This is a genomic window from Mesorhizobium ciceri biovar biserrulae (assembly GCF_001618845.1).
GTDB lineage: Bacteria > Pseudomonadota > Alphaproteobacteria > Rhizobiales > Rhizobiaceae > Mesorhizobium > Mesorhizobium ciceri.
In genome coordinates, this window is the sequence record NZ_CP015064.1 from 5,295,164 (window position 1) to 5,316,807 (window position 21,644).

At 63.0% G+C, this 21,644-nt stretch carries 17 protein-coding genes and 1 pseudogene; 4 read left to right on the top strand and 14 right to left on the bottom strand.

What is annotated here, in order from left to right:
• Window positions 1-224: 224 nt before the first annotated feature.
• Window positions 225-3,176, top strand: coding sequence for a DNA polymerase I (gene polA, locus A4R29_RS24940; RefSeq protein WP_063173101.1), 2,952 nt, complete (start codon window positions 225-227; stop codon window positions 3,174-3,176).
• A 152-nt stretch (window positions 3,177-3,328) separates the two neighbouring features.
• Here polA and A4R29_RS24945 read toward each other — a convergent pair whose 3' ends face one another.
• The 8 genes from A4R29_RS24945 to A4R29_RS24980 form a co-directional block, all read right to left on the bottom strand.
• Window positions 3,329-3,733 carry a Fur family transcriptional regulator gene (locus A4R29_RS24945; RefSeq protein ID WP_013529546.1) on the bottom strand — a complete coding sequence of 135 codons (405 nt, stop codon included), beginning with the start codon at window positions 3,731-3,733 and terminating at the stop codon, window positions 3,329-3,331.
• 194 nt (window positions 3,734-3,927) lie between these two features.
• The gene (gene mgrA / locus A4R29_RS24950) at window positions 3,928-4,974 is read right to left on the bottom strand and encodes an L-glyceraldehyde 3-phosphate reductase (RefSeq protein WP_013529545.1); all 1,047 of its coding nucleotides are present in this window, start codon (window positions 4,972-4,974) and stop codon (window positions 3,928-3,930) included.
• Window positions 4,975-5,094: 120 nt separating this feature from the next.
• Window positions 5,095-6,237: a Gfo/Idh/MocA family protein gene (locus tag A4R29_RS24955; protein ID WP_027161310.1), complete on the bottom strand. Its 1,143-nt coding sequence runs from the start codon at window positions 6,235-6,237 to the stop codon at window positions 5,095-5,097.
• An 11-nt stretch (window positions 6,238-6,248) separates the two neighbouring features.
• Window positions 6,249-6,995 (bottom strand): sugar phosphate isomerase/epimerase family protein, encoded by a 747-nt coding sequence (locus tag A4R29_RS24960; protein WP_027161309.1) that lies wholly within the window; start codon window positions 6,993-6,995, stop codon window positions 6,249-6,251.
• Between the two features lie 53 nt (window positions 6,996-7,048).
• A complete protein-coding gene (locus tag A4R29_RS24965; RefSeq protein WP_027161308.1) occupies window positions 7,049-8,146 on the bottom strand; it encodes an ABC transporter ATP-binding protein in 1,098 nt (365 codons plus the stop codon).
• 5 nt (window positions 8,147-8,151) lie between these two features.
• Window positions 8,152-9,084 (bottom strand): carbohydrate ABC transporter permease, encoded by a 933-nt coding sequence (locus A4R29_RS24970; RefSeq protein WP_024504414.1) that lies wholly within the window; start codon window positions 9,082-9,084, stop codon window positions 8,152-8,154.
• Window positions 9,085-9,086: 2 nt separating this feature from the next.
• Window positions 9,087-9,974 carry a carbohydrate ABC transporter permease gene (locus A4R29_RS24975; RefSeq protein ID WP_024504415.1) on the bottom strand — a complete coding sequence of 296 codons (888 nt, stop codon included), beginning with the start codon at window positions 9,972-9,974 and terminating at the stop codon, window positions 9,087-9,089.
• Between the two features lie 81 nt (window positions 9,975-10,055).
• Window positions 10,056-11,294, bottom strand: a complete 1,239-nt coding sequence (locus tag A4R29_RS24980; protein WP_013529539.1) for an ABC transporter substrate-binding protein — start codon at window positions 11,292-11,294, stop codon at window positions 10,056-10,058.
• A gap of 404 nt (window positions 11,295-11,698) precedes the next feature.
• Here A4R29_RS24980 and A4R29_RS24985 point away from each other — a divergent pair, with 404 nt between their 5' ends.
• Window positions 11,699-12,754 (top strand): LacI family DNA-binding transcriptional regulator, encoded by a 1,056-nt coding sequence (locus tag A4R29_RS24985; protein WP_013529538.1) that lies wholly within the window; start codon window positions 11,699-11,701, stop codon window positions 12,752-12,754.
• Window positions 12,755-12,771: 17 nt separating this feature from the next.
• Here the strand turns inward: A4R29_RS24985 and gndA are convergent, their stop codons facing one another.
• The 6 genes and pseudogenes from gndA to A4R29_RS25015 form a co-directional block, all read right to left on the bottom strand.
• On the bottom strand, window positions 12,772-14,199 hold the full coding sequence (gene gndA / locus A4R29_RS24990) for an NADP-dependent phosphogluconate dehydrogenase (RefSeq protein WP_027161307.1): 1,428 nt from the start codon (window positions 14,197-14,199) through the stop codon (window positions 12,772-12,774).
• A 148-nt stretch (window positions 14,200-14,347) separates the two neighbouring features.
• Window positions 14,348-15,984: pseudogene (locus A4R29_RS24995) on the bottom strand (copper resistance CopC/CopD family protein).
• A gap of 53 nt (window positions 15,985-16,037) precedes the next feature.
• Window positions 16,038-16,556, bottom strand: a complete 519-nt coding sequence (locus tag A4R29_RS25000) for a YcnI family copper-binding membrane protein (protein ID WP_013529535.1) — start codon at window positions 16,554-16,556, stop codon at window positions 16,038-16,040.
• A 41-nt stretch (window positions 16,557-16,597) separates the two neighbouring features.
• Complete coding sequence (locus A4R29_RS25005) at window positions 16,598-17,137, bottom strand: copper chaperone PCu(A)C (protein ID WP_063173102.1); 540 nt, start codon at window positions 17,135-17,137, stop codon at window positions 16,598-16,600.
• A gap of 97 nt (window positions 17,138-17,234) precedes the next feature.
• Window positions 17,235-17,591, bottom strand: a complete 357-nt coding sequence (locus A4R29_RS25010) for a DUF2946 family protein (RefSeq protein ID WP_063169028.1) — start codon at window positions 17,589-17,591, stop codon at window positions 17,235-17,237.
• A gap of 197 nt (window positions 17,592-17,788) precedes the next feature.
• On the bottom strand, window positions 17,789-18,691 hold the full coding sequence (locus A4R29_RS25015; RefSeq protein WP_063173103.1) for a GntR family transcriptional regulator: 903 nt from the start codon (window positions 18,689-18,691) through the stop codon (window positions 17,789-17,791).
• 229 nt (window positions 18,692-18,920) lie between these two features.
• Between A4R29_RS25015 and A4R29_RS25020 the strand changes: the two genes are divergently transcribed.
• Together A4R29_RS25020 and A4R29_RS25025 are read left to right on the top strand one after the other, a co-directional pair.
• Complete coding sequence (locus A4R29_RS25020; protein WP_013529531.1) at window positions 18,921-20,426, top strand: UxaA family hydrolase; 1,506 nt, start codon at window positions 18,921-18,923, stop codon at window positions 20,424-20,426.
• Between the two features lie 60 nt (window positions 20,427-20,486).
• Window positions 20,487-21,485 (top strand): aldo/keto reductase, encoded by a 999-nt coding sequence (locus A4R29_RS25025; protein WP_063173104.1) that lies wholly within the window; start codon window positions 20,487-20,489, stop codon window positions 21,483-21,485.
• Window positions 21,486-21,644 lie beyond the last annotated feature (159 nt).

Below are 21,644 nucleotides of genomic sequence, written 5' to 3' on the forward strand. Positions count from 1 at the left end.
GTGTCCGGGATAGGCGGGGGACGGGCCTTGCTCCGGACTCGGCGAAAACTGCCGATGACGTGTATTTGGGTCTCTGAACGTGGCGATTCAAGGGCACGAAAATTACAGTTTTGTAACATGGGCGTGAGCAGGGCGACGGCGATCTGTCAGGGTGTTGCCGGAACCGATAGTCGAGGCTGCCTTTGGCATGGACCAAGCCGCCGCGCCGCGCTATCCCTGCCGGCATGAAAAAAGGCGATCATCTCTTCCTTGTCGACGGCTCCGGCTACATCTTCCGTGCCTATCACGCGCTGCCGCCGCTGACCCGCAAATCCGACGGCCTGCCGGTCGGCGCCGTTTCCGGCTTCTGCAACATGCTGTGGAAGCTGATGCTCGACGCCCGCAATACCGATGTAGGCATCGTGCCGACGCATTTCGCCGTCATTTTCGACTATTCGTCAAAAACCTTCCGCAATGACCTCTACCCCGAATACAAGGCCAACCGCTCGGCACCGCCGGAAGATTTGATCCCGCAATTCGGCCTGATCCGCCAGGCGACCAGGGCGTTCAACCTGCCCTGCGTCGAGATCGAAGGCTACGAGGCTGACGATCTGATCGCCACCTATGCGAGGCTCGCCTGCGAAGCCGGAGGCGATACCACCATCATCTCCTCCGATAAGGATTTGATGCAGCTGGTTGGCGATACGGTCGCCATGTACGACCCGATGAAGGACCGCCAGATAGGCATTCCGGAGGTCATCGAGAAATGGGGCGTGCCGCCGGAGAAGATGGTCGACCTGCAGGCGCTGACCGGCGATTCGGTCGACAATGTGCCTGGTGTGCCCGGCATCGGGCCGAAGACGGCGGCGCAACTGCTCGAACAGTTCGGTGACCTGGACACGCTGCTGGCCCGGGCCGGCGAGATCAAACAGGACAAGCGCCGGGAATCGATCATCGCCAACGCCGACAAGGCGCGCATTTCTCGTCAGCTGGTGACGCTGATGAACGACGTACCGGTGACCGAGGGTCTGGAGGATTTCGTCCTGCACGCGCCCGACGGCCCGAAGCTGATCGGTTTCCTCAAGACCATGGAATTCACCTCGCTGACCCGCCGTGTCGCGGAAGCGACCAGCACCGAGGCCGGCGACGTCCAGGCCGTCGCGGTCACCGTCGAACGCGCCGATCATGCCCATGGCCCGGACGTTGGCGCCGGTTTGCCGCCGGCTGCCCGGAATGCGCCTGGCACTGAACCGGACGAAGCCGGCGGGACGGCGGAGACGTCAAAACAAGGCGATACCCCCTCCCTGCTCGCGGCACTAAGGCTTGAGCGCGCGGCCACCGGCAAGATCGATATTTCTGCCTATCATTGCATTCGCGATGTCTCGACCCTGAAAGCCTGGGTGGCTGAGGCACGGGAGGCTGGCATCGCCGCCTTCGACGTCAGGGCGACATCCGCCGATCCGATGCAGGCCGAACTGATCGGCATGGCTATCGCCACGGCTCCCGGACGCGCCGCCTACATTCCCTTCGCCCACATGAGCGGCAATGGCGACCTGCTCGGTGGTGGCGCGCTCGAAAACCAGATTCCGCTGCGCGAGGCGCTGGCGGTGCTGAAACCGCTGCTCGAAGACAGATCGGTTCTCAAGATCGCGCAGAACCTAAAATACGATCTTGTCATCATGAGCCGCTACGGCGTCGATGTCGCACCGTTCGACGACACCATGCTGATCTCCTACGTGCTCGATGCCGGTACGCCCCATGGTCACGGCATGGATGCGCTTGCCGAAAAGTGGCTCGGTCATACCCCTCTTCAGCTCAAGGACGTGACCGGCTCGGGCAAAAGCTCGGTCGGTTTCGATCAGGTCGACATCGACAAGGCGACGGCTCATGCCGCCGAAGACGCCGATGTGACGCTGCGGCTCTGGCTGGTGCTGAAACCGCGGCTTGCCGCCAAGGGCCTGGTGTCTGTCTACGAGCGGCTGGAGCGGCCGCTGGTGCCGGTGCTGGCGCGCATGGAACAGCGCGGCATCTCGGTCGACAGGCAGATCCTGTCGCGGCTCTCCGGCGAATTGGCGCAGGGCGCCGCTCGCCTCGAAGAGGAAATCTACCAGCTCATCGGCGAACGCATCAACATCGGTTCGCCAAAGCAGCTCGGCGACATCCTGTTCGGGCGCATGGGCCTGCCCGGCGGTTCGAAGACCAAGACCGGCCAGTGGTCGACCTCGGCGCAGCTTCTCGAAGATCTCGCTGCCGAAGGTCACGAACTGCCGCGCAAGATCGTCGACTGGCGCCAGCTGACCAAGCTGAAATCGACCTATACCGATGCGCTGCCCGGCTTCATCCACCCCGACACCAAGCGCGTCCACACCTCCTACGCGTTGGCCGCTACGACGACGGGACGCCTGTCATCCTCCGATCCGAACCTGCAGAACATCCCGGTGCGCACCGCCGAGGGCCGCAAGATCAGGACCGCCTTCATCACCGACAAGAGCCATCGGCTGGTCTCGGCCGACTACAGCCAGATCGAATTGCGGGTGCTCGCCCATGTCGCCGAGATCCCGCAACTGCGGCAGGCTTTCGCCGACGGCGCCGACATCCACGCCATCACCGCGTCGGAGATGTTCAACGTGCCGGTCGAAGGCATGCCCTCGGAGGTTCGCCGCCGCGCCAAGGCGATCAATTTCGGCATCATCTACGGCATTTCGGCCTTCGGTCTCGCCAACCAGCTGTCGATCCCGCGCGAGGAAGCCGGCAACTACATCAAGAAATATTTCGAGCGCTTCCCCGGCATCCGCGATTACATCGAGGAGACCAAGGCCTATGCCCGCGAGCACGGCTTTGTCGAAACGATCTTCGGCCGCCGCATCCATTACCCCGACATAAGATCGTCCAACCCCTCGCTCCGCGCCTTCAACGAACGCGCCTCGATCAATGCCCGCCTGCAAGGCACCGCCGCCGACATCATCCGCCGTGCCATGATCCGCATGGAGGAGGCGCTGGAAAAAGCAGGCCTTTCGGCACGCATGCTGCTGCAGGTGCATGACGAACTGATCTTCGAGACCGTCGAGGCGGAAGTCGAGGCGACGATCCCGGTCGTGCGTCATGTCATGGAAAACGCGGCGATGCCGGCGGTCTCGATGTCGGTGCCGCTGCATGTCGACGCGCGCGCCGCCAACAATTGGGACGAGGCGCATTAGCACCAACGCAAGGTGTGTTGAGATTCAGATCAGGCCGAGCCGAAAATGGTGGATTCCGAGAACCGGAGCGGAGCGTACTTTTCGTACGTGAGCACCGGAAGCGGCAGGAAGCCGCCATTTGCAGGCCGGCATCATCTGAATCTCAACTCACCTCAAGCCGCCTCAGCCAAACACTTGGCACATGTCCCGCGAAACTCGATCACCGCCTTCTTGGCGGCGAAGCCGGTGGAGCGCACCCATTCGTCCAAGCTGTGGCCGACATCGTGGTCGGACATCTCGGTGACCTGCCCGCATGTGTCGCAAATGGCGAAGGCAGTCATCGAATGGCTGTGGTCATGCGGCTCGGCGCAGGCGACGAAGGAATTGATGCTTTCAAGCCGATGCACGAAACCTGACTTCACCAGCGTGTCGAGCGCGCGATAGACCTGGAGCGGTGCGCGAAAACCGCGCTCGCGCAATTGGTCGAGCAAGGTGTAGGCACTGAGCGGTCCGCTGGCGGTCTCGAGTTTCTCGAGCACGCACAGCTGGTTTTTCGTCAGCACATCCCTTGCCGCCATGATCCTGTTTCCAACTCGCCTTGCGTCGCTTGCGCCGCGCACAAACGATCCATGTCCCACCCAGATAGCGACGAACAGGCATTTTTGCTACTGTTTCCAGCATTCTGCCCGCAAGGCGGCCGAGAACATCGATCGGAGCGGGGCAACAGGCAGGTTGCCCGCCGTTTTTTGCTTTGCCGGCTTATCGAGCGGACCTATTTCCTCGGCGGGCCTTTGCGCTCGGCAGAAGCCGCCCACAGATTGATGTCGGATTCGCGCGCGTAGGTGTCGATCTCGGCGAGTTCGGCATCGCTGAAGTCGAGCGCCTTGAGCGCGCCGACGCAGTCCTCGACCTGCTCCGGCCGGCTGGCGCCGATCAGTGCCGAGGTCACCCTCCCCTTGCGCAGCACCCAGGCCAGCGCCATCTGCGCCAGCGTCTGTCCGCGCCTGCCGGCGATGGCGTCGAGCGCCTTGATGTTGGCGATGGTCTTGTCGTTGATGAAGGCTGTCTTCAGCGACTTGCCCTGCGACGCGCGGCTGCCGTCCGGAATGCCGCCGAGATACTTGTCCGTCAGCATGCCTTGCGCCAGCGGCGAGAACACGATCGAGCCGACGCCGAGCCCTTCGAGCGTGTCGAGCAGGCCGTCTTCCTCCACCCAGCGGTTCAGCATCGAATAGCTCGGCTGGTGGATGACGCAAGGCGTCCCAAGCTGCTTCAAGATATCGGCCGCCTCGCGCGTGCGCTGCGAATTATAGGACGAGATGCCGGCATAGAGCGCCTTGCCCGAGCGCACGGCATGGTCGAGCGCACCCATCGTTTCTTCCAGCGGCGTGTCGGGATCGAAACGGTGCGAATAGAAGATATCGACATAGTCGAGCCCCATCCGCTTGAGGCTCTGGTCGAGGCTGGCCAGAATGTATTTGCGCCCACCCCATTCGCCGTAGGGCCCGGCCCACATCTGGTAACCGGCCTTGGTCGAGATGATCAGTTCGTCGCGGTAGGCAGCGAAGTCGGTGCGCAGGATCTCACCGAAGGCGGTTTCGGCAGAACCGGGCGGCGGACCGTAATTGTTGGCGAGGTCGAAATGCGTGATGCCGAGGTCGAAGGCCTTGCGCGCGATCGCCTGCTTGGTCTTGTGCGGCGTGTCGTTGCCGAAATTGTGCCACAGGCCCAGCGAGATCGCCGGCAGCTTCAGGCCGGAGCGGCCACAGCGGTTGTAGACCATTTTCTCGTAACGGTTTTCGGCGGGCGTGTAGGGCATCGGAAAATCCTCGAATGGAAACGAGCCGGTCGGCTGCATCGTCACAACGCGGCGAGTTGGCTCTGCCCCCACCCTTACCCTCTCTCCGTCGAAACGGGGAGAGGGTTGAGGTGTGCTGCCCTATTTCTTCTTCGCCAAAAGCGCCTTGGCTTCCTTGACGCCAAGTGCGGCCGGCCGTTCGCAGGTGGTCTGCATGGCGACGAACTTGCCGGTTTCGCCGGAACGCAGCAGGCCGGTCATCACGTCGACGGCGTGCAGCGCCAGCTCCATCGAACAGCGGTGCGGCCGACCTTCCGCGATCGCCACCGCCATATCGGCAAGGCCTGACGTGCGGTAGTTGGCCATCATGCCTTGCGAATGCATCTCGTTGGGCACGCCGAACGGATGCGGCCAGTTCGGCAGCTTCTTGACCGGCTTGGCCGCGACGGTGAAGCGAACGTCACCACCGAAGAAGTTCGGGTCCGGCACAAACACCGTACCCGCCTCGCCATAAAGCTCCATCGGCGCGTGGCCGTGGGCCCAGACGTCCCAGCTGGTGTTGAGCGTGATAACGGCGCCGTTCTCGAACTCCAGCAGCCCGTGGATGGTTGTCGGCGTGTTGACCGGTATCTTTTCACCCGCGCGCGGCTTTGAACTGATCGTGCGCTCCTTGGCTGGCGTCGTGGCGAAGGCCGCGACCTGCTTCACCGGCCCGATCAGCTGGATCAGATTGGTGATGTAATATGGTCCGATGTCGAGCACCGGCCCCGCGCCTGGCTGGAAGAAGAAATCCGGATTGGGGTGCCAGTGCTCCATGCCGTGGCCCATGACATGGCACGTGCCACTCGTGACCTTACCAAGCTTGCCGGTGTCGATCAGGTTGCGCACCAATTGATGCGCGCCGCCGAGGAAAGTGTCTGGCGCCGAGCCGATGCGCAGACCCTTTTTCTCCGCCCGCTTCTTAAGGTCGAGCCCTTCCTTGACCGACAGCACGAACGGCTTTTCCGAATAGACGTGCTTGCCGGCGTCGAGGACCTGCTTTGACACCTCATAGTGCACCGCCGGGATGGTCAGGTTGACGATGATGTCGATGTCGTCGGCCTTGAGCAGGTCTTCGACGGCGTCGGCGCGCAGCTTGAACTCCTTCGCCCGAGCCTTGGCCGCCTCCACGTTGATGTCGGCGCAGGCACGCATTTCAATGCCGCGAAACAGCGGCGCCAGCGAAAAATACGCCTTCGAGATGTTGCCGCAGCCGATGACGCCGATGCCAAGTTTCTTTGCCATGCTGGTTGCTCCTAATAGGTTTTGGCGGCTGCGATGGAGCGGCGGGCGAAACGCTCGATGTCGTTGGGGTTGTCCTGTTCCATGACGTAGTATTGGGCAGCACTCCTGGCACGCAACACTTTGATCAGGCCGGCCCAGTCGATGGTGCCATGGCCGACATCCGACCAGCCATCCTCATCCAGCCCCTCGCCGGGCTTGGCCATGTCCTTGACGTGGACGGCGCTGATGCGCTTGCCGTGTTTCTCGATCCACGGCAGCGGATCATCGCCGCCGCGCACCACCCAGGCAACGTCCATCTCCCAGCTGACATCGGGCGCGGATGACAGGATGTGGTCCTGCGGCACCGATCCGTCGGCAAGTTTCTTGAACTCGAAATCATGGTTGTGCCAGGCAAAGCCGTAGCCGGCCTTTTTCGCGGCGTCACCGACCTTGGCCAGGCGTTCGCCGAAACCACGCCAGCCGGCCACGTCGGATGGCCGCTGGTCGGGCATCAGGAAAGGGCAGATGAGCAGCGTGATACCGAGTGCGTCGGCGGTTCTGCGCACGCCGTCAAAATCGTTCTCGAGCGCATCGATCGAGAAATGTCCAGTCGGCATGGCAAGCCCGTTCCTGTCGAGCTCGGCGCGGAATGCCTTGGGATCATCATAGACGCCGCCGAAACCTTCGACCTGGGCGTAGCCGAGCTTGCCGAGCATGGCGAGCACACCGTCCCAGGGTTGGAAATTGCGGGCGCTGTAAAGTTGGAATGACCAATTCATCGTCTCTGTCCGTTTTGCTTGGGGATCGTCGTTGGAAGGTTGGTTCTCGGAAGCTAGATGCGTGTGCCGGTTGCGGTGTCGAAAAGCGAGGCGCGCATCGGATCGAATCCAAGCGTCACCGCCTCGTCGTTCTTGGGCGTGCGTTCCGAGGTCACTCGGACGCTGAAATTCTGCTGGGCAAGCTTCAGCCAGACCAGCGTGTCGGAGCCCATGGGTTCGACCACCTCGACATTGGCGGCCATCGAGAACGGCCAGCCGGTGCCGCTGTTCAGGCTGACATGCTCGGGCCTGATACCGAATGTGACGGGGCCGGGAGCCGGAGGCTTGGCAAAGTCGTAAGTGCCGAGCGGGATCTTGATATCCCCGGCCGCGAACCGCCAGCCGCCGTCGGCGTCTTCCAGGTGGCCATCGACGAAGTTCATTGCGGGCGAACCGAGAAAGCCGGCGACGAAGCGGTTGACCGGACGGTTGTAGATGGTCTGCGGCGCATCGAGCTGCTGGATGACGCCGCCCTTCATCACCGCGATGCGGTCGGCCAGCGTCATCGCCTCGATCTGGTCGTGGGTGACGTAGATCATGGTGTTCTGCAGCTTGCGATGCAGCAGCTTGATCTCGACGCGCAGTTCGGCGCGCAGCTTGGCATCGAGATTGGACAGCGGCTCGTCGAACAGGAACACGTCGACATCGCGCACCAGCGCCCGTCCGATGGCGACGCGCTGGCGCTGGCCGCCGGAAAGTGCGGCCGGCTTACGCTGCAGCAGCGGTTCGATCTGCAGGATTTCAGCCGCCCGCGTGATCCGCTTGGCGATCTCTTCTTTTGGCGTGCCGGCGACACGCAGCCCGAAGGACAGGTTCTTCTCCACCGTCATTTGCGGATAGAGCGCATAGGACTGGAACACCATGCCGATGCCGCGGTCCTTGGGCTCTTCCCAGGTGACGTTCTTGCCCTTGATGAAGATGCGGCCTTCGGAAACGTCGAGCAGGCCGGCAATGCAATTGAGCAAGGTCGACTTGCCGCAGCCGGACGGCCCGAGCAGCACGATGAACTCGCCATCGGCGACATCCAGATTGAGCGTCTCCAGGACGGTCACCGCGCCGAAATTCAGCGACAGGTCCTGGATCGAAACGCTGGTATCGTTGGCTGCCGTCATCGCCATCACCCCTTCACCGCGCCGGCGGCGATGCCGCGTACGAAAAGCTTGCCGGAGATGAAGTAGACGATGAGCGGCACAAGCCCGGTCAGGATGGTTGCGGCCATATTGACGTTGTACTCCTTCACGCCTTGCACCGAATTGACGATGTTGTTGAGCTGCACCGTCATCGGATAGGTGTCGGGGCGGGTGTAGACGACGCCGAACAGGAAGTCGTTCCAGATGCCGGTCACCTGCAGGATGATGGCGACGACGAAGATCGGCAGCGACATCGGCAGCATGATGCGCAGGAAGATGCCCCAGAAGCCGGCACCGTCGACGCGTGCCGCCCGGAACAGCTCCTCCGGCATCGAGGAGAAATAATTGCGGAACAGCAGCGTCAGGATCGGCATGCCGAAAATGGAATGGACGATCACCAGCCCGCTGAGGCTGCCATAGAGGCCGATCTCGCGCAGGATGATGACGATCGGATAGATCATCACCTGGTAGGGAATGAAGGCGCCGACGATCAGGATGATGAAGAACGTATCGGCGCCCTTGAAGCGCCAATTGGCCAGTGCATAACCATTCACCGAGGCGATGGCGATCGACAGCAGCACTGACGGCACGGTGATGCGCACCGAATTCCAGAAGCCGCGCGAGAGCCCGTCGCAGTTAAGGCCGGTGCAGGCAGTCGACCACGCCTTGACCCACGGTTCGAAAGTGATCTCGAGCGGCGGTGAGAAGATGTTGCCGAGCCGGATCTCCGGCATGCCCTTGAGCGAGGTGACGACCATGACGTAGAGCGGCAAGAGGTAGTAGACCGCCATGACGAACAATGTGCCGTATAGGAAGACGTTGCGGCGCGAAATCACGCGGCGCGGCTTCGGGCCGTAGGGATCGGTGATGCCCTGGCGCGCGCCGGCGGCGGTGCTTGCTTGAGCGGTGATGTCTGCCATGCTCATTTGCGCCGCCCGAACTCGAGATAGGCCCAGGGCACGATGACGATCACCACCGAGAGCAGCATCATGGTCGAGGCAGCAAAGCCCTGGCCGAGGTTCTGGGCGAAGAACATATAGTCGTAGACGTATTTGGCCGGCACTTCGGAGGCGATGCCTGGGCCGCCGCTGGTCTGGGCCACGACGAGGTCATAGACCTTGACGATGCCGGCAGCGATGATGACGAGCGTGGTGATGAAGACCGGCCGCATCATCGGGATGACGATGAACAGATAGGTCTTCCACATCGGGATCCCATCCACCCGCGCCGCCTTCCAGATGTCCTCGTCAATGCCGCGCAGACCAGCCAGCATCAGGCACATGATGAGCCCTGTGCCTTGCCACAGCGCCGCGATCGATATGCCGTAGATGACGATGCTGGAATTGTAGAGCGGGTCGAAGCTGAAGCTCGTCCAGCCTAAGTCACGGACCACATGCTGGATGCCGAAATCCGGATTGAGCAGCCACTGCCAGACCAGGCCGGTGACGATGAAGGAGAGCGCGAAAGGATAGAGGAAGATGGTGCGCAACGTGTCCTCGAAGCGGATCTTCTGATCGAGCAGTGCTGCAAGCAGGAAGCCGATGACCAGCGAGAACACCAGCGAGATCGCGCCGTAGATCAGCAGGTTTTCGATCGAGATCAGCCAGCGCGGCGTCGCCCACAGCCGGTAATATTGGTCGAGCCCGACGAAATTCAGCCGCGGCAAGAGCTTCGAATTGGTGAAGGAATAGAGCACCGTCCAAACGGTGCCGCCGACGAAAACCACCATGGCGGTGAGGATCATCGGGATCGAGGCGACCTTCGCATTGAGGTTGCGGAACAGAAGGTTGGGGCGTTCGCTCTTGCTCATCTCGTCAGCCGGCTGGGTAAGGGCGGTGCATTCCCGGCCCTGCATTCGCAAGGCCGGGAGCGAGGTGGGTTGCCGCCAGCGTCAGTCCGCCGAAGCGATGAGGTCGGCGAAGCGCTTCTGTGCGTCTTCGACGGTCAATTCCGGCTTGGCGAAAAATTCGGCGAAAAGGTCTTCCTTCTGCTTCTGGGTGTCCTGCGAAAGCAGCTGATCCGTCCACGGTATGACGGCACCCTTGGCGAGGATGGCGAGGCCCTTCTTCATGCAGTCGTTCGCCGCGTTGAGATCGACGTCGCCGCGCACCGGCAGGGAACCCTTCTTCAGATTGAAGGCAACCTGCGTCTTGGGATCGAGCAGCGTCTCGGCCAGCACCTCCTGCGCCTTGCTCTTGTCGGCATCCTTGAGCAGCGGGAAGTAGAAGGCGTCGCCGCCCGTGGCTATGACCTCGTTCAGCCCAAGGCCCGGCAGGCAGGTATAGTCCTTGCCGGCGGTCTTGCCGGCAACCTGGAACTCGCCCTGTGCCCAGTCGCCCATGATCTGGCCACCGGCCTTGCCGGTGATGACCAGGTTGGTCGCCTGGTTCCAGTCCTGCACATTGGTGTTCTTCGCCATCTTGCGGGCATCGTCCGCGGCCTTGAAGACCTTGGCGACTTCGGGCCCGGCGGCGAACTTGGCATCCTTGTCCTTGTAGACCTTGAGGAACGTGTCCGTGCCGCCCACAGCCGCAAGCAGCACGTCGAAGGCACCGGAGGATTGCCAGGCTTGCCCGCCGACGGCGAGCGGGATGATGCCGGCCTTCTCCAGTGCCGGCGCTGCCGCCACGAATTCATTCCAGTCCTTCGGCAACGGCACGCCGGCCTTCGCGAAGGCTTCGTTGGACAGCCACAGCCACTGCCAGGAATGGATGTTGACGGGCACGCAATAGATCTTGCCGTCGATGGTGCAGCCGTCGAGCAGGCTCTTCGGCCGCACGACATCAGTCCACTTGCCCTTGGTGGCGACGTCGGTGAGGTCGCGCATCAGGCCGGCCTGCACCAGCTCTTCCGCCTGCCGGCCATGGTTGAACTGCGTGGCGCCCATCGGATCGCCACCGGTGATGCGGCTGATCATGATCGGCCGCGCCGTGCCGCCGGAGCCGGCAATGGCGCCGTCCACCCAGTGGTTGCCGGTCGCATCGAATGCCTTGGCAAGTTCCGCAACCGCCGCGGCCTCGCCGCCTGAAGTCCACCAATGGGTGACTTCCAGGTCCGTCGCGGCCGCCTGGCCGGCAAATTGCAGTGCAGCCGTCGCCGCCAGGGCAGCGGTCAAAAATCTGTATCGCATTTCGGCTCCTCCCAGAATCTGAAACGTTACAGATTTTCGATACGGCAATTGCGCGGGCTGTGCAACCCATCAACGAAGCGCCCTCGATATTTTTTCGGGCCGCGAACAAATCCGCCTGAATGATCGCGCTTCTCATGCACTGCAGCATGGTTTGCTGCGGCGCAAACACCGAAATGCCGCCTGATACGGGCAAAAGGCGGCGGCAGGGGCGATTTCTCCTGGAATCCCAATGCGTTTCGCAAAAAGAACCATCCACCTCATGACGAGGACATACATCTCGATACTGGCAATCTGTAACGTTTCAGTATATTGACGCTTTGCCGGGGCTGGGACGCATATCGTATCGCTATGACGGCGATTGCCGACATGGCCCGCGGCTGCTATGCGCCTGACGGGCGGGACGAATGGACAGACAGCGTACGGACAAGAACGGGGAGAACTCGGCACAGGGACGGCCGACGTTGAAGACGCTTGCCTTCATGACCGGGCTCGGCGTCACCACCGTGTCACGCGCCTTGAAGGATGCTCCGGAAATCGGCGCCGAGACCAGGCGCCGCGTCCAACTCGTCGCCAAGCAGATCGGCTACCGGCCGAACCGCGCCGGCGTGCGTCTGCGCACCGGCAGGACCAATGTCATCAGCCTCGTGCTCAACACCGACCGCGAGATCATGAGCTTCGTCTCGGACATCATCTACGGCGTTTCGGAAGTGCTCGCCGAAACGCCCTATCACCTGATCGTCACGCCCTATTCCCGCTCGCAGGATCCGATGGAGCCGATCCGCTATCTCGTCGAGACCGGCTCGGCCGATGGCGTCATCATCTCGCGCACCCAACCGAACGATCCACGCGCCCGCTACATGCTCGAGCACGGCATGCCCTTTGCCACGCATGGCCGCACCGACATGGGCCTGGTCCACCCCTACCATGACTTCGACAACCATGTATTCGCGATGGAAGCCGTGCGCCGCCTGGCGAGCATGGGCAGGCGCAAGCTGGCGCTTCTGTCGCCGCCACCCGGGCTGACCTATTATGGCCACACGCTGAACGGCTTTGCCGATGCGCTGAGCGAGGTCGGCGCCAGCGAAATTCCGTTCAACACCGTTTCCATCGATCACACGATCGAGCAGATCAGGACCAGGACCGCGCAGGTGATGCGCCGCGAGAACAGGCCGGACGGCTTCGTCAGCAGCGCTGCCGCCGCGACACTGGCTATCGTCGCCGGCATTGAAGATGCCGGCCTCAAGCTTGGCCGCGACGTCGATGTCGTGTCCAAGCAGTCGTCGGACCTGTTGCACTTGTTCCGGCCGGAATTGCTCGTCGTCAACGAGAACTTCCGCCTGGCCGGCTCCGATCTCGCCCGCTCCGTGCTCGGCTGGATCGGCGGCGCCGCACCCGGATCGTTGCAGCGCCTGGTCGCCACCAGCGAGGTTCAGGCGTTCAGCCCGCCGGTTTCCGTTTAGGCTCTTGGGCCGGCTTGTCAGCCAGCCGCACCGCTTCCCCACGGCCCATGGAACGCGCCTTTGTCGTCGATACGCTCGAAGCCGTGCGCGCCGAAGAAGTCGCGTTGCGCCTGGATCAGGTTCGAGGTGCCGCGGCCTTGGCGATAGCTGTCGAAATAGGCAAGTGCGGAAGACAGCGCCGGAACCGGCGAGCCGGCCTCCGAAGCCCTCGCCACGATGCGGCGCAGCGACGGATGCGCTCCCTGCATCAGCGAGATGAAGGCCGGCGCCATCAGAAGGTTGGTCGAGGCGCCGCCCTTGCTGAAGGCTTCCGCCATGGTGTCGAGCATCTGCGAGCGGATGATGCAGCCGGCGCGCCAGATCCTGGCGATGGTCGGCATCGGCAGGTTCCAGTTGAATTCCTTCGACGCGCCGCTCATCACCGCAAAACCTTGGGCGTAGGCGGCGATCTTGCCGGCGAACAGCGCCAGTTCCAGATCTTTCAGCAAGGCGTCCTTGTCACCGGAAATCTTCGTCACGCCGATGTTGCCATAGGCCTTTTCCGCCGCCAGCCGCTCGTCCTTGATCGACGACAGAACGCGCGCCGCCACCGCCGCCTCGATCGCGGTGGCCGGGATGCCGAGCTGCTGCGCCTCGATGACCGACCATTTGCCGGTGCCCTTCTGGCCGGCGCGGTCGAGGATGATGTCGACCACCGGTTTGCCGGTCTTCGGATCGTCAGCCGCCAGCACCTTGGCGGTGATCTCGATCAGGTAGGAGTTGAGCCGGCCCTTGTTCCAGTTGGCAAACACCGTGCCGATCTCTTTCGGACCCATGCCTAGGCCGTCGCGCAGGATGCCGTAGATCTCCGCGATCATCTGCATGTCGGCATATTCGATGCCGTTGTGGATGGTTTTGACGAAATGTCCGGCGCCGTCGGTGCCGAGCCATGCCGCGCAGGGTTCGTCCTTGAATTTGGCGGAGATCGCCGTCAGCACCTTCTCGACGCGCTTCCATGAGTCCTCCGTGCCGCCGACCATGATCGACGGCCCGTGGCGTGCCCCCTCCTCGCCGCCGGACACGCCCATGCCGATGAAGGTGAGACCCGAACCGGAAAGCTCGGAGAAGCGCCGCATCGTGTCGCGGAAATTGGCGTTGCCGGCATCGATGACGATGTCGTTGGCCGACAGCACGCCACGCAGTGCCGCGATCTGTTCGTCGACCGGCTTGCCGGCCAGCACCATGATGATGATCGGGCGCGGCGGCCGGATCGCGGCGGCGAGCTCTTCAAGGCTGTAGCAGGGCACGACCATGTCCCTGAGCGCGCCGGCATTCTCGACAAAGGCATCGGTGCGCGCCCTAGTGCGGTTGAAGACAGCGATGCGGTGCCCGTGCTCGGCGATGTTGAGCGCCAGGTTGGAGCCCATCGTGCCAAGGCCGATCAGGCCGATTTCGGCTTTTTCCATCGTTTCTTCCCTGCTCTCGGATCGTTTGTTGAGACCGCGATTTTGCGGGCGATGATTGACGGGCCTTGACGCCTGCGTCAACCGCCTCGCCGAATTGTGTTGCCCGGATTGTCGGTCGTGCCCGTGTAGAGGTACCTGGCAGTCCCGCCTACGGCCTGATGTCGACGGGCGCCTCGATCTTCACCATCTGAAAATCCGAGACCAGTATGTCGATGCGCACCGTCCACCGGCCAGGCACCGGAATGACGAGGTTGTCGACGCGCCAGCTGCCGTCGCCGGGCTTGGTTGCCGTGCGCTTCAAGGGTTCGATGCCGGAATCGGGCTTTGACAGCACAAGCGTTACCTCCTTGGCGTCGAGCGGGCCGAAATCGCCGCTCATGATGACCATCGAGGCAACGACCGGGCCGGCATGGCCGGGAGTGATGTTGAGATCGGCCATCGCTTGCAGCGCGTGGATATGGACCGACACCGGTTGCGCTGCCGCGATCGCCAGGGCTCGTGGCGGCGGTGTGAAGCGCCAGCCCGCGGCAACGCCGAAAATCGCCAACACGATCAACATCTCGACGCCGATCGAGCGGACCAGCCTGCGTTGAACTTCCGTCGATCCCGCCTCGGCCGATGCCGTGAGTTTCCAGCGGTTGACGGCAGCGAGCGTGAACAGAAAGACCAGCAGCCCGAGCTTGATCAGCAGCAGCCTTCCATAGGCGGTGTCGACCAATGCCGCGGGCGTTTGCACCTGGATGACGGCAAGCACGGTGCCGGCAGCGGCAAGCACGGCCACCACGGGCAGGATCGCCCAAGAAAATCGCCGCAGGAATGGCGTGGCCTCCGCCGATTGCCCCTTGAGCGCCAGCCCGAGTGGGACCAATGCGCCGACCCACGACGCGATGCAGACGCCATGCAGGAACACCATCGGCCGCGTCAGCCATTGCGGTTCGGCGGCACTGGCATGGCCGCTGGCGGCAAGGGCAATCCCCACCCCGGCCAGGCCGGCCAGCGCCAATGGCTTGGCGGTGGCACGGGGACCGGCCAGCGACAGCAGGCCAAGCCCCAGCGCGATCAGCGCGACCAGCACCGTCCAGCCGAAGCTGGTGCCGAGCCCGGTCCGCCAGATGACCGATTGTGCCAGATGGGAGAGCGGCGCCCCGAGTGCATCAAGCCCCTGCAATCCGAGCGACAGGGACGACGCGACCAGCCCGCTCAGGATTGCAGCTGCAACGAAGCGTTGCCCGGCACGGGCACTTCCGGCCAACCAGGCAAGCGCGAAGGCGCCCCAACGCCGAGGAAGAGGCCGACGTAGAGAAAGATTTTGCCCGCCCAGATAGCCGACCGCAACGGCCAGTCGACGGTTTCGGATACGGCCGGCGGTTCGCTGGGCGCTCCGATGGAAAACAGCAGCGATCCGCCGACGGGATGACCGTCTGCGGAGATGACGCGCCAGCTCAAGACATGCGTGCCCGACTTGAGCGGCTGCGGATTGTCGATCTCGACGGTCTGGTCGCTGAGACGAAAGACAGTCAGTGGAACCGGCTTGCCGTCGGGCTTCACCAGCGTCAGCACCAGAGGCGAGACCGGCTCGCTGAAGGTCAGCGAGAACTGCGCCGGTCCCTGTGCCAGCACCGCGCCGTCGGCCGGGTCGGTCTTGATCAGCGCGGCATGGGCAAAGGCCTGATCTGACACGGCAAGGCTGGCAAGAAACACGATCACAGCCAACAGGCCGACGGCAAGCCGGCCGGTGCGTTTGCCGGTCATGCAAGCCGTTTGCAGGAGGGAGGTCGTGCTCATGTCACCGCCACGAAAAAGAGCGGCGCACTCGAAAGAGCGCGCCGCCTGGGAGATCATTTCTTCGGCAGCAGCTTGATGCCGGGTGCCGGGCTTTCCAGTGCGTCTTCATCTTGCCCTGCCGCTGGAATCTCGATCCAGCGATCGGCTGCACCGTCGCATTCCTGCACGACCGGGAAATAGAGTTTTTGGCCGACGGGGAGGTCCGCCGTCAGCGTCGCGCGGAAAACGAACTCGTCATAGAATTCATCGGGCAGGTTGCCGCCGCTCCAGTCGACCTCCTTGACCCCATCGGTCACCGCCTGACCGTAGAGCTGGTAGGATTTCTCGTACTTGCCCTTCTTGGTCTGCAGCGTCCAGCCGGGCTTCGGCATCGGCTTGATCGCGATCACCCCTTCCGGAATCTGCACGCGCACGGCGGTCGTCGCCTTGCCGTCGCAGCCATGCGGCACGCGCAAAACGGCCTTGTAGGTCGAGCCGACCGCCGCCTCCTGGGTTTCGAACGTGATATGCGCGAAGGCGGCGCTGGTTCCGAGCGCGAGAAGTGCGCCGGCCGACAAAAGATATTTGTTCATGATGGTCCCTCGGATTTTCAAGATTTGTCGAGCTGGCGCGGTCAATTGGCGTGATCGTCCACGGCGCCGCCGCCCATGCCTTCGACGGCGAAATCGACGCTGACGGCGCCGGCCTTTTCGAAGGTCAGGGTGGCGGAGAACTTTTCGCCCTGTTTGGGTTGCCGCTTCAGGCCCATGAACATCAAATGATAGCCGCCAGGTGCAAGGGCTACCTTGCCGCCGGCCGGAATTTCCAGGCCGCCGGCAACCGGCCGCATGGTCATGACGCCGTCCTTGACGCCCATCTCATGCAGCTCGGCCTTTTCGGAGACATCGGAGGAAATCGACACCAGCCGGTCCGGCGCACTGCCCTTGTTGGTGATGGTGAAATAACCGCCGGCCACTTTGGCGCCGGCCGGCGTGGCGCGCGACCAGGGGTGGCCGATCTCAAGATCGCCAACCTTGAACTCATGCGCGAAGACGGACTGCGCGCCTGTGAACAGCAGCGCAAGAGCCAGCACGGCAATGCCGACACGCTCTTCGATGCCGCGTAGAATGCTGCCGGCCATAGGACGCGCGGCGTCAGGGAAAAAATAGGACATGGTTGCTCCATGAAGTGAAGGTCGCGCCGTTGCCGGTCGCGAGCAGTTAGATCTTTGGATGGGTACGCCCACGAAAGGTTCCGCCGGGCAAACAGGCTCAGGCCGTCAGCGGCGGCGCGCGCGGGTTCGACGGCGAGCGCTCACGCGCAAAGTCGAGATGGATGGCCGCCGGGAAGACAAAGGCGACCGTTTCAAAGGAAAGGCTACCCGGCGCCAGACCGGCATTGGGCGGCGGCGCAAAGGCCGCCGAAACCATGCTGCAGCCGAGCACGCAGCATGCCGGCAGATGGGACGGCGGCTGGTTGCCGCCCGGAAGCTGGGTTGCGCCTTCATGGGTACAGATGACGTTGCCAAAAGCGTCGAGTTGCGATGCATTGGGACCGGCGCCGAAGGCGAATGCACCAAGCGTCGACTGGAGCAACAGCAGATAGGCCGCGACAAGCGCGACCGGCATGCTCCATCGTCTCCTCGATACGCCCAACGCCCTGCCTCTTCGCAGCAACCAACCATATCTAGCACGGGGCCGGCGGGTGGAAAATCGCCAAATCGCCGCGGCGGCAACGCGGCAGGCCCAAGGCATGTCGCCCCGAAGTGTATAGCGGTTTTGGGACAACGACATGCATGAAACAAGGCTGCGAGCCGCGATGCGGCTCAGTGTTTTTGCAGCGACCGGCTCTCCGGGATCGAGGTCAGCAATGTCTGGCGCGCCGACTTCAAATGCTTGCGGCAAGCGGCGTCGACCTTGCCGAGATCGCGTGATTTCAGCGCTTCTATGTAGACCAGATGCTCACTGATCGCGACTTCGTTGCGCTCGCGTTCCTGCGCCTTGTTCCACTGGTAATGGTAGTGGAAGATCATGGCGATGACATCGTAGAAATCGACGATGAAGCGATTGCGCGATGCCCGGTGGATCAGCCGGTGGAAGCGCTCGTCGAGTTCGGAGAACTCCGTGAAGCGGGCGGCAATGTCGTTTGCCAACTGGCGATGCTCGTCTTCCAGGCGGTCGAGATCGGTCCAGACTGCGCTGTCCTGCGGTAAAGCGGCAAAGGCGGCCGCCGAGCGCAGTTCGAACATCTCGCGGATTTCGGTCAGCTCCAGCGCGAAGGCGCGCGTAAAGCCCTTCAGCACCCAATGACTGTTGCGACGTTTCTCGATCAGGCCGAAGCGGGAGAAGCGGATCAGGAACTCGCGCACGCTGGTGGTGCCGACGCCGATCTCACGCGCCAGTTCGAGTTCGTTGATCTGCATGCCGGCTTCGGCGCCGCCGGCGAGCAGCCGACGCATGAACGACCGTTCGATGATCTCGGCCAGCGTGTCTGTCTCTTCCTCGGGGAAGAAATCATCGGGAAGCGGTTCGCGCAGCACCGTCTTGGCGCGCTTGTTCCAGGCGATCAGCCCGGTCTCTTCCATGCGCGCGAGAATGGTGCGCACCGTGGTCCGGCTGACGCCAAGCAAGGTGCCCAGTTCCGGCTCCGAAGGCAGGCTGCGCGTTTCGTCGAGCAGCCGCAGGCAGCGGTTGTAGGCATCCTTGTAGACGTTGTTGCTCTTCGACATCCCTGACCCGTTGCACGCCGTCGCTTGCAGCGGACGGTTTGAAGCGCAATATGACGTTCGCATGGCTCTGAGAAGCGAAATTGCTTCCCGGAACAACCCGGAGACATGCGGAACTCCCCACGAAAAAACAATTGACGCAAAACTGTTTTTTCACGATAAAAGACAATATCTCTAAACAGGCGCGTGTCAATCCGCCCCGCGCAACCCAGGATCACCCAGGAAACCGCCCGTGAACGCCTCCAACTGCATTCTTCTGTCCCCCGCCGACAATGTCGCAGTCGCGAACGGCCGCATCGAGATCGGCACCGCGCTGCCGGGCGGTGCCGTCGCCAGTGCGCTGATCGAGCCCGGCCACAAGGTGGCGATCAAGCCGATCGCCGCCGGCGAGGCCGTGGTGAAATACGCCCAGGCGATCGGTCGCGCGACACAGGACATCGCAGCCGGCGAGCACGTGCATTCGCACAATCTGGTTTTCGAATCCGGCCGCTTGCCGGTCGTGCCGCCGAGCGAGGCCGAGCACGCGACGGAGGCCGACCGCGCCCGCACCTTCATGGGCTATCGCCGCGCCGATGGCCGCGCCGGCACGCGCAACTTCATCGGCATCGTCGCCAGCGTCAATTGCTCGGCCACCGTCTGCCATTCCATCGCCGATACCGCCAACCGCACGCTGTTGCCGAAATACCCCGGCATAGACGGCTTCGTGCCGATCGTGCACGGCCAGGGCTGCGGCATGAGCGGCACCGGCGACGGCATGATGGTGCTGCACCGCACGCTTGCCGGCTATGCCCGCCACCCGAATTTCGGCGGCGTGCTGATGGTCGGCCTCGGCTGCGAGGTCAACCAGCTCACCCTCTACGGCCAGAAGGGCGTCGCTGCCGGCAAGCGCCATTTCAACATCCAGGACGCCGGCGGGTCGCGCAAATCGGTGGAAAAAGCGATGGGCGTGCTGGCCGAGATCGCCGAGGAAGTCGGCCAGTTGAAGCGTGAGCCGATCCCGGTCAGCGAGATCGTCGTCGGCCTGCAATGCGGCGGCTCCGACGGCATGTCGGGCATCACGGCCAATCCGGCGCTGGGCGCGGCTGTCGACATCCTGGCCGGCGTCGGCGGTATCGGCATTCTCTCCGAGACCACGGAAATCTACGGCGCCGAGCATCTGCTTGCCTACCGCGCGGCAACGCCGGAGATCGCGCAGAAGCTCGACGGCTTCGTGAAGTGGTGGGAGGACCACGTCGCCAAGCATGGCGCCTCGATCGACAACAATCCCTCGCCCGGCAACAAGCGCGGCGGCCTCACCACCATCCTGGAGAAGTCCCTCGGTGCGGTCGCCAAGGGCGGCCAGACGCCGCTCAACGGCGTCTTCGGCTACGCCGAAAAAGTCACCGGCAGTGGCCTCGTGTTCATGGATACGCCTGGCTACGACCCGGTTTCGGCGACCGGCCAGGTGGCGGGCGGCGCCAACGTCATCGTCTTCACCACCGGCCGCGGCTCCTGCTTCGGCTGCCGTCCGACGCCGTCGATCAAGGTCGCCACCAACTCGACCATGTACCACCAGATGGAAGAGGACATGGACGTCAATTGCGGCGTCATCGCCTCGGGTGAAAAGACCATCGCCGGCATGGGCCGCGAGATCTTCGAACTGATCGTCGAAACGGCTTCCGGCCGCAAGACCAAGAGCGAGGACTTCGGCTACGGCGACAACGAGTTCGTGCCCTGGCATCTGGGCGCAACACTTTAGATTTTACTGATATAAAGTAGACTGCGCGCCGGTCAGCGGCGGGCAACGGGGAGGTTTTGCATGGAAAAACGCCGTATCGGTCGGACAGCTCTGCAGGTCACCGAAGTCAGCTTCGGCGGCGCCGCACTTGGCGGCCTTTACCGCGCCTGTTCGCGCGAAGCGGCGATGGAGACGCTGCAGGGCGCCTGGGATGCCGGCCTGCGCTATTTCGACACCGCACCCTTCTACGGTTTCGGACTGTCGGAGCGCCGCTTCGGCGACTTCCTGCGTTACAAGCCGCGCGATTCCTATGTGCTGTCGACCAAGGTCGGCCGGCTGTTTCGCCCGGTGCCGGACGATCAGGTTCCCGATCACTCCTATGTCGATCCGCTGCCCTTCGCGCTCGACTACGACTATTCCTATGACGGCATTATGCGGTCGGTCGAGTTCAGCTATGCGCGGCTTGGCCTAAACAGGATAGACATCCTGTTTGTCCACGACATCGGCGCCTACACCCATGGTATCGAGAAGACCAAGCTGCATTTTCGCGACCTGATGGATGGCGGCCTCAAGGCACTCGAAGAGCTGAAACGGACTGGCGTCATTTCTGCCTATGGGCTTGGCGTCAACGAGGTGCAGATCTGCCTGGACGTGATGCGCCGGGCGCCGCTCGACTGCATCCTGCTTGCCAGCCGCTATTCCTTGCTCGACCGCAGTGCCGAAGCCGAGTTGCTGCCGCTATGCCGGGCACAGCAGACCTCCTTGGTCATTGGCGGCGTGTTCAACTCCGGCATCCTGGCGACCGGCCCGGTGCAAGGCGCACATTTCGACTACCGCCCCGCCAGCCATGACGTGCTCGACCGCGTCGGCGCAATGGAGAGGATCGCCGCCGAGGGTGGCTATCCGCTCGCCGCCGCAGCGTTCCAATTCCCCTTGCATGAAGCTGCCGTCGCCACCGTACTGACCGGCACCGCCAAACTGGCAAATCTGACGCGCAACCTCGAGCTGCTCGACATCGACGTACCGGAAACGGAATACGCCAAATATCGTCCCTACACGCTGGTGCAGGAGCTGGTGTGAAACTTCATGTTCCTGCGGCACATGGAGGAATGGATATTCCATATTGACGAATTGGTGGAATTAATATTCCATACATTCCCAGAACGGAACGGAAGCGTGACGGCGCCAATGGGAGAACAGGGCTGGGGATCTGCCTCTGCCAGACCTCGCAACGACTGA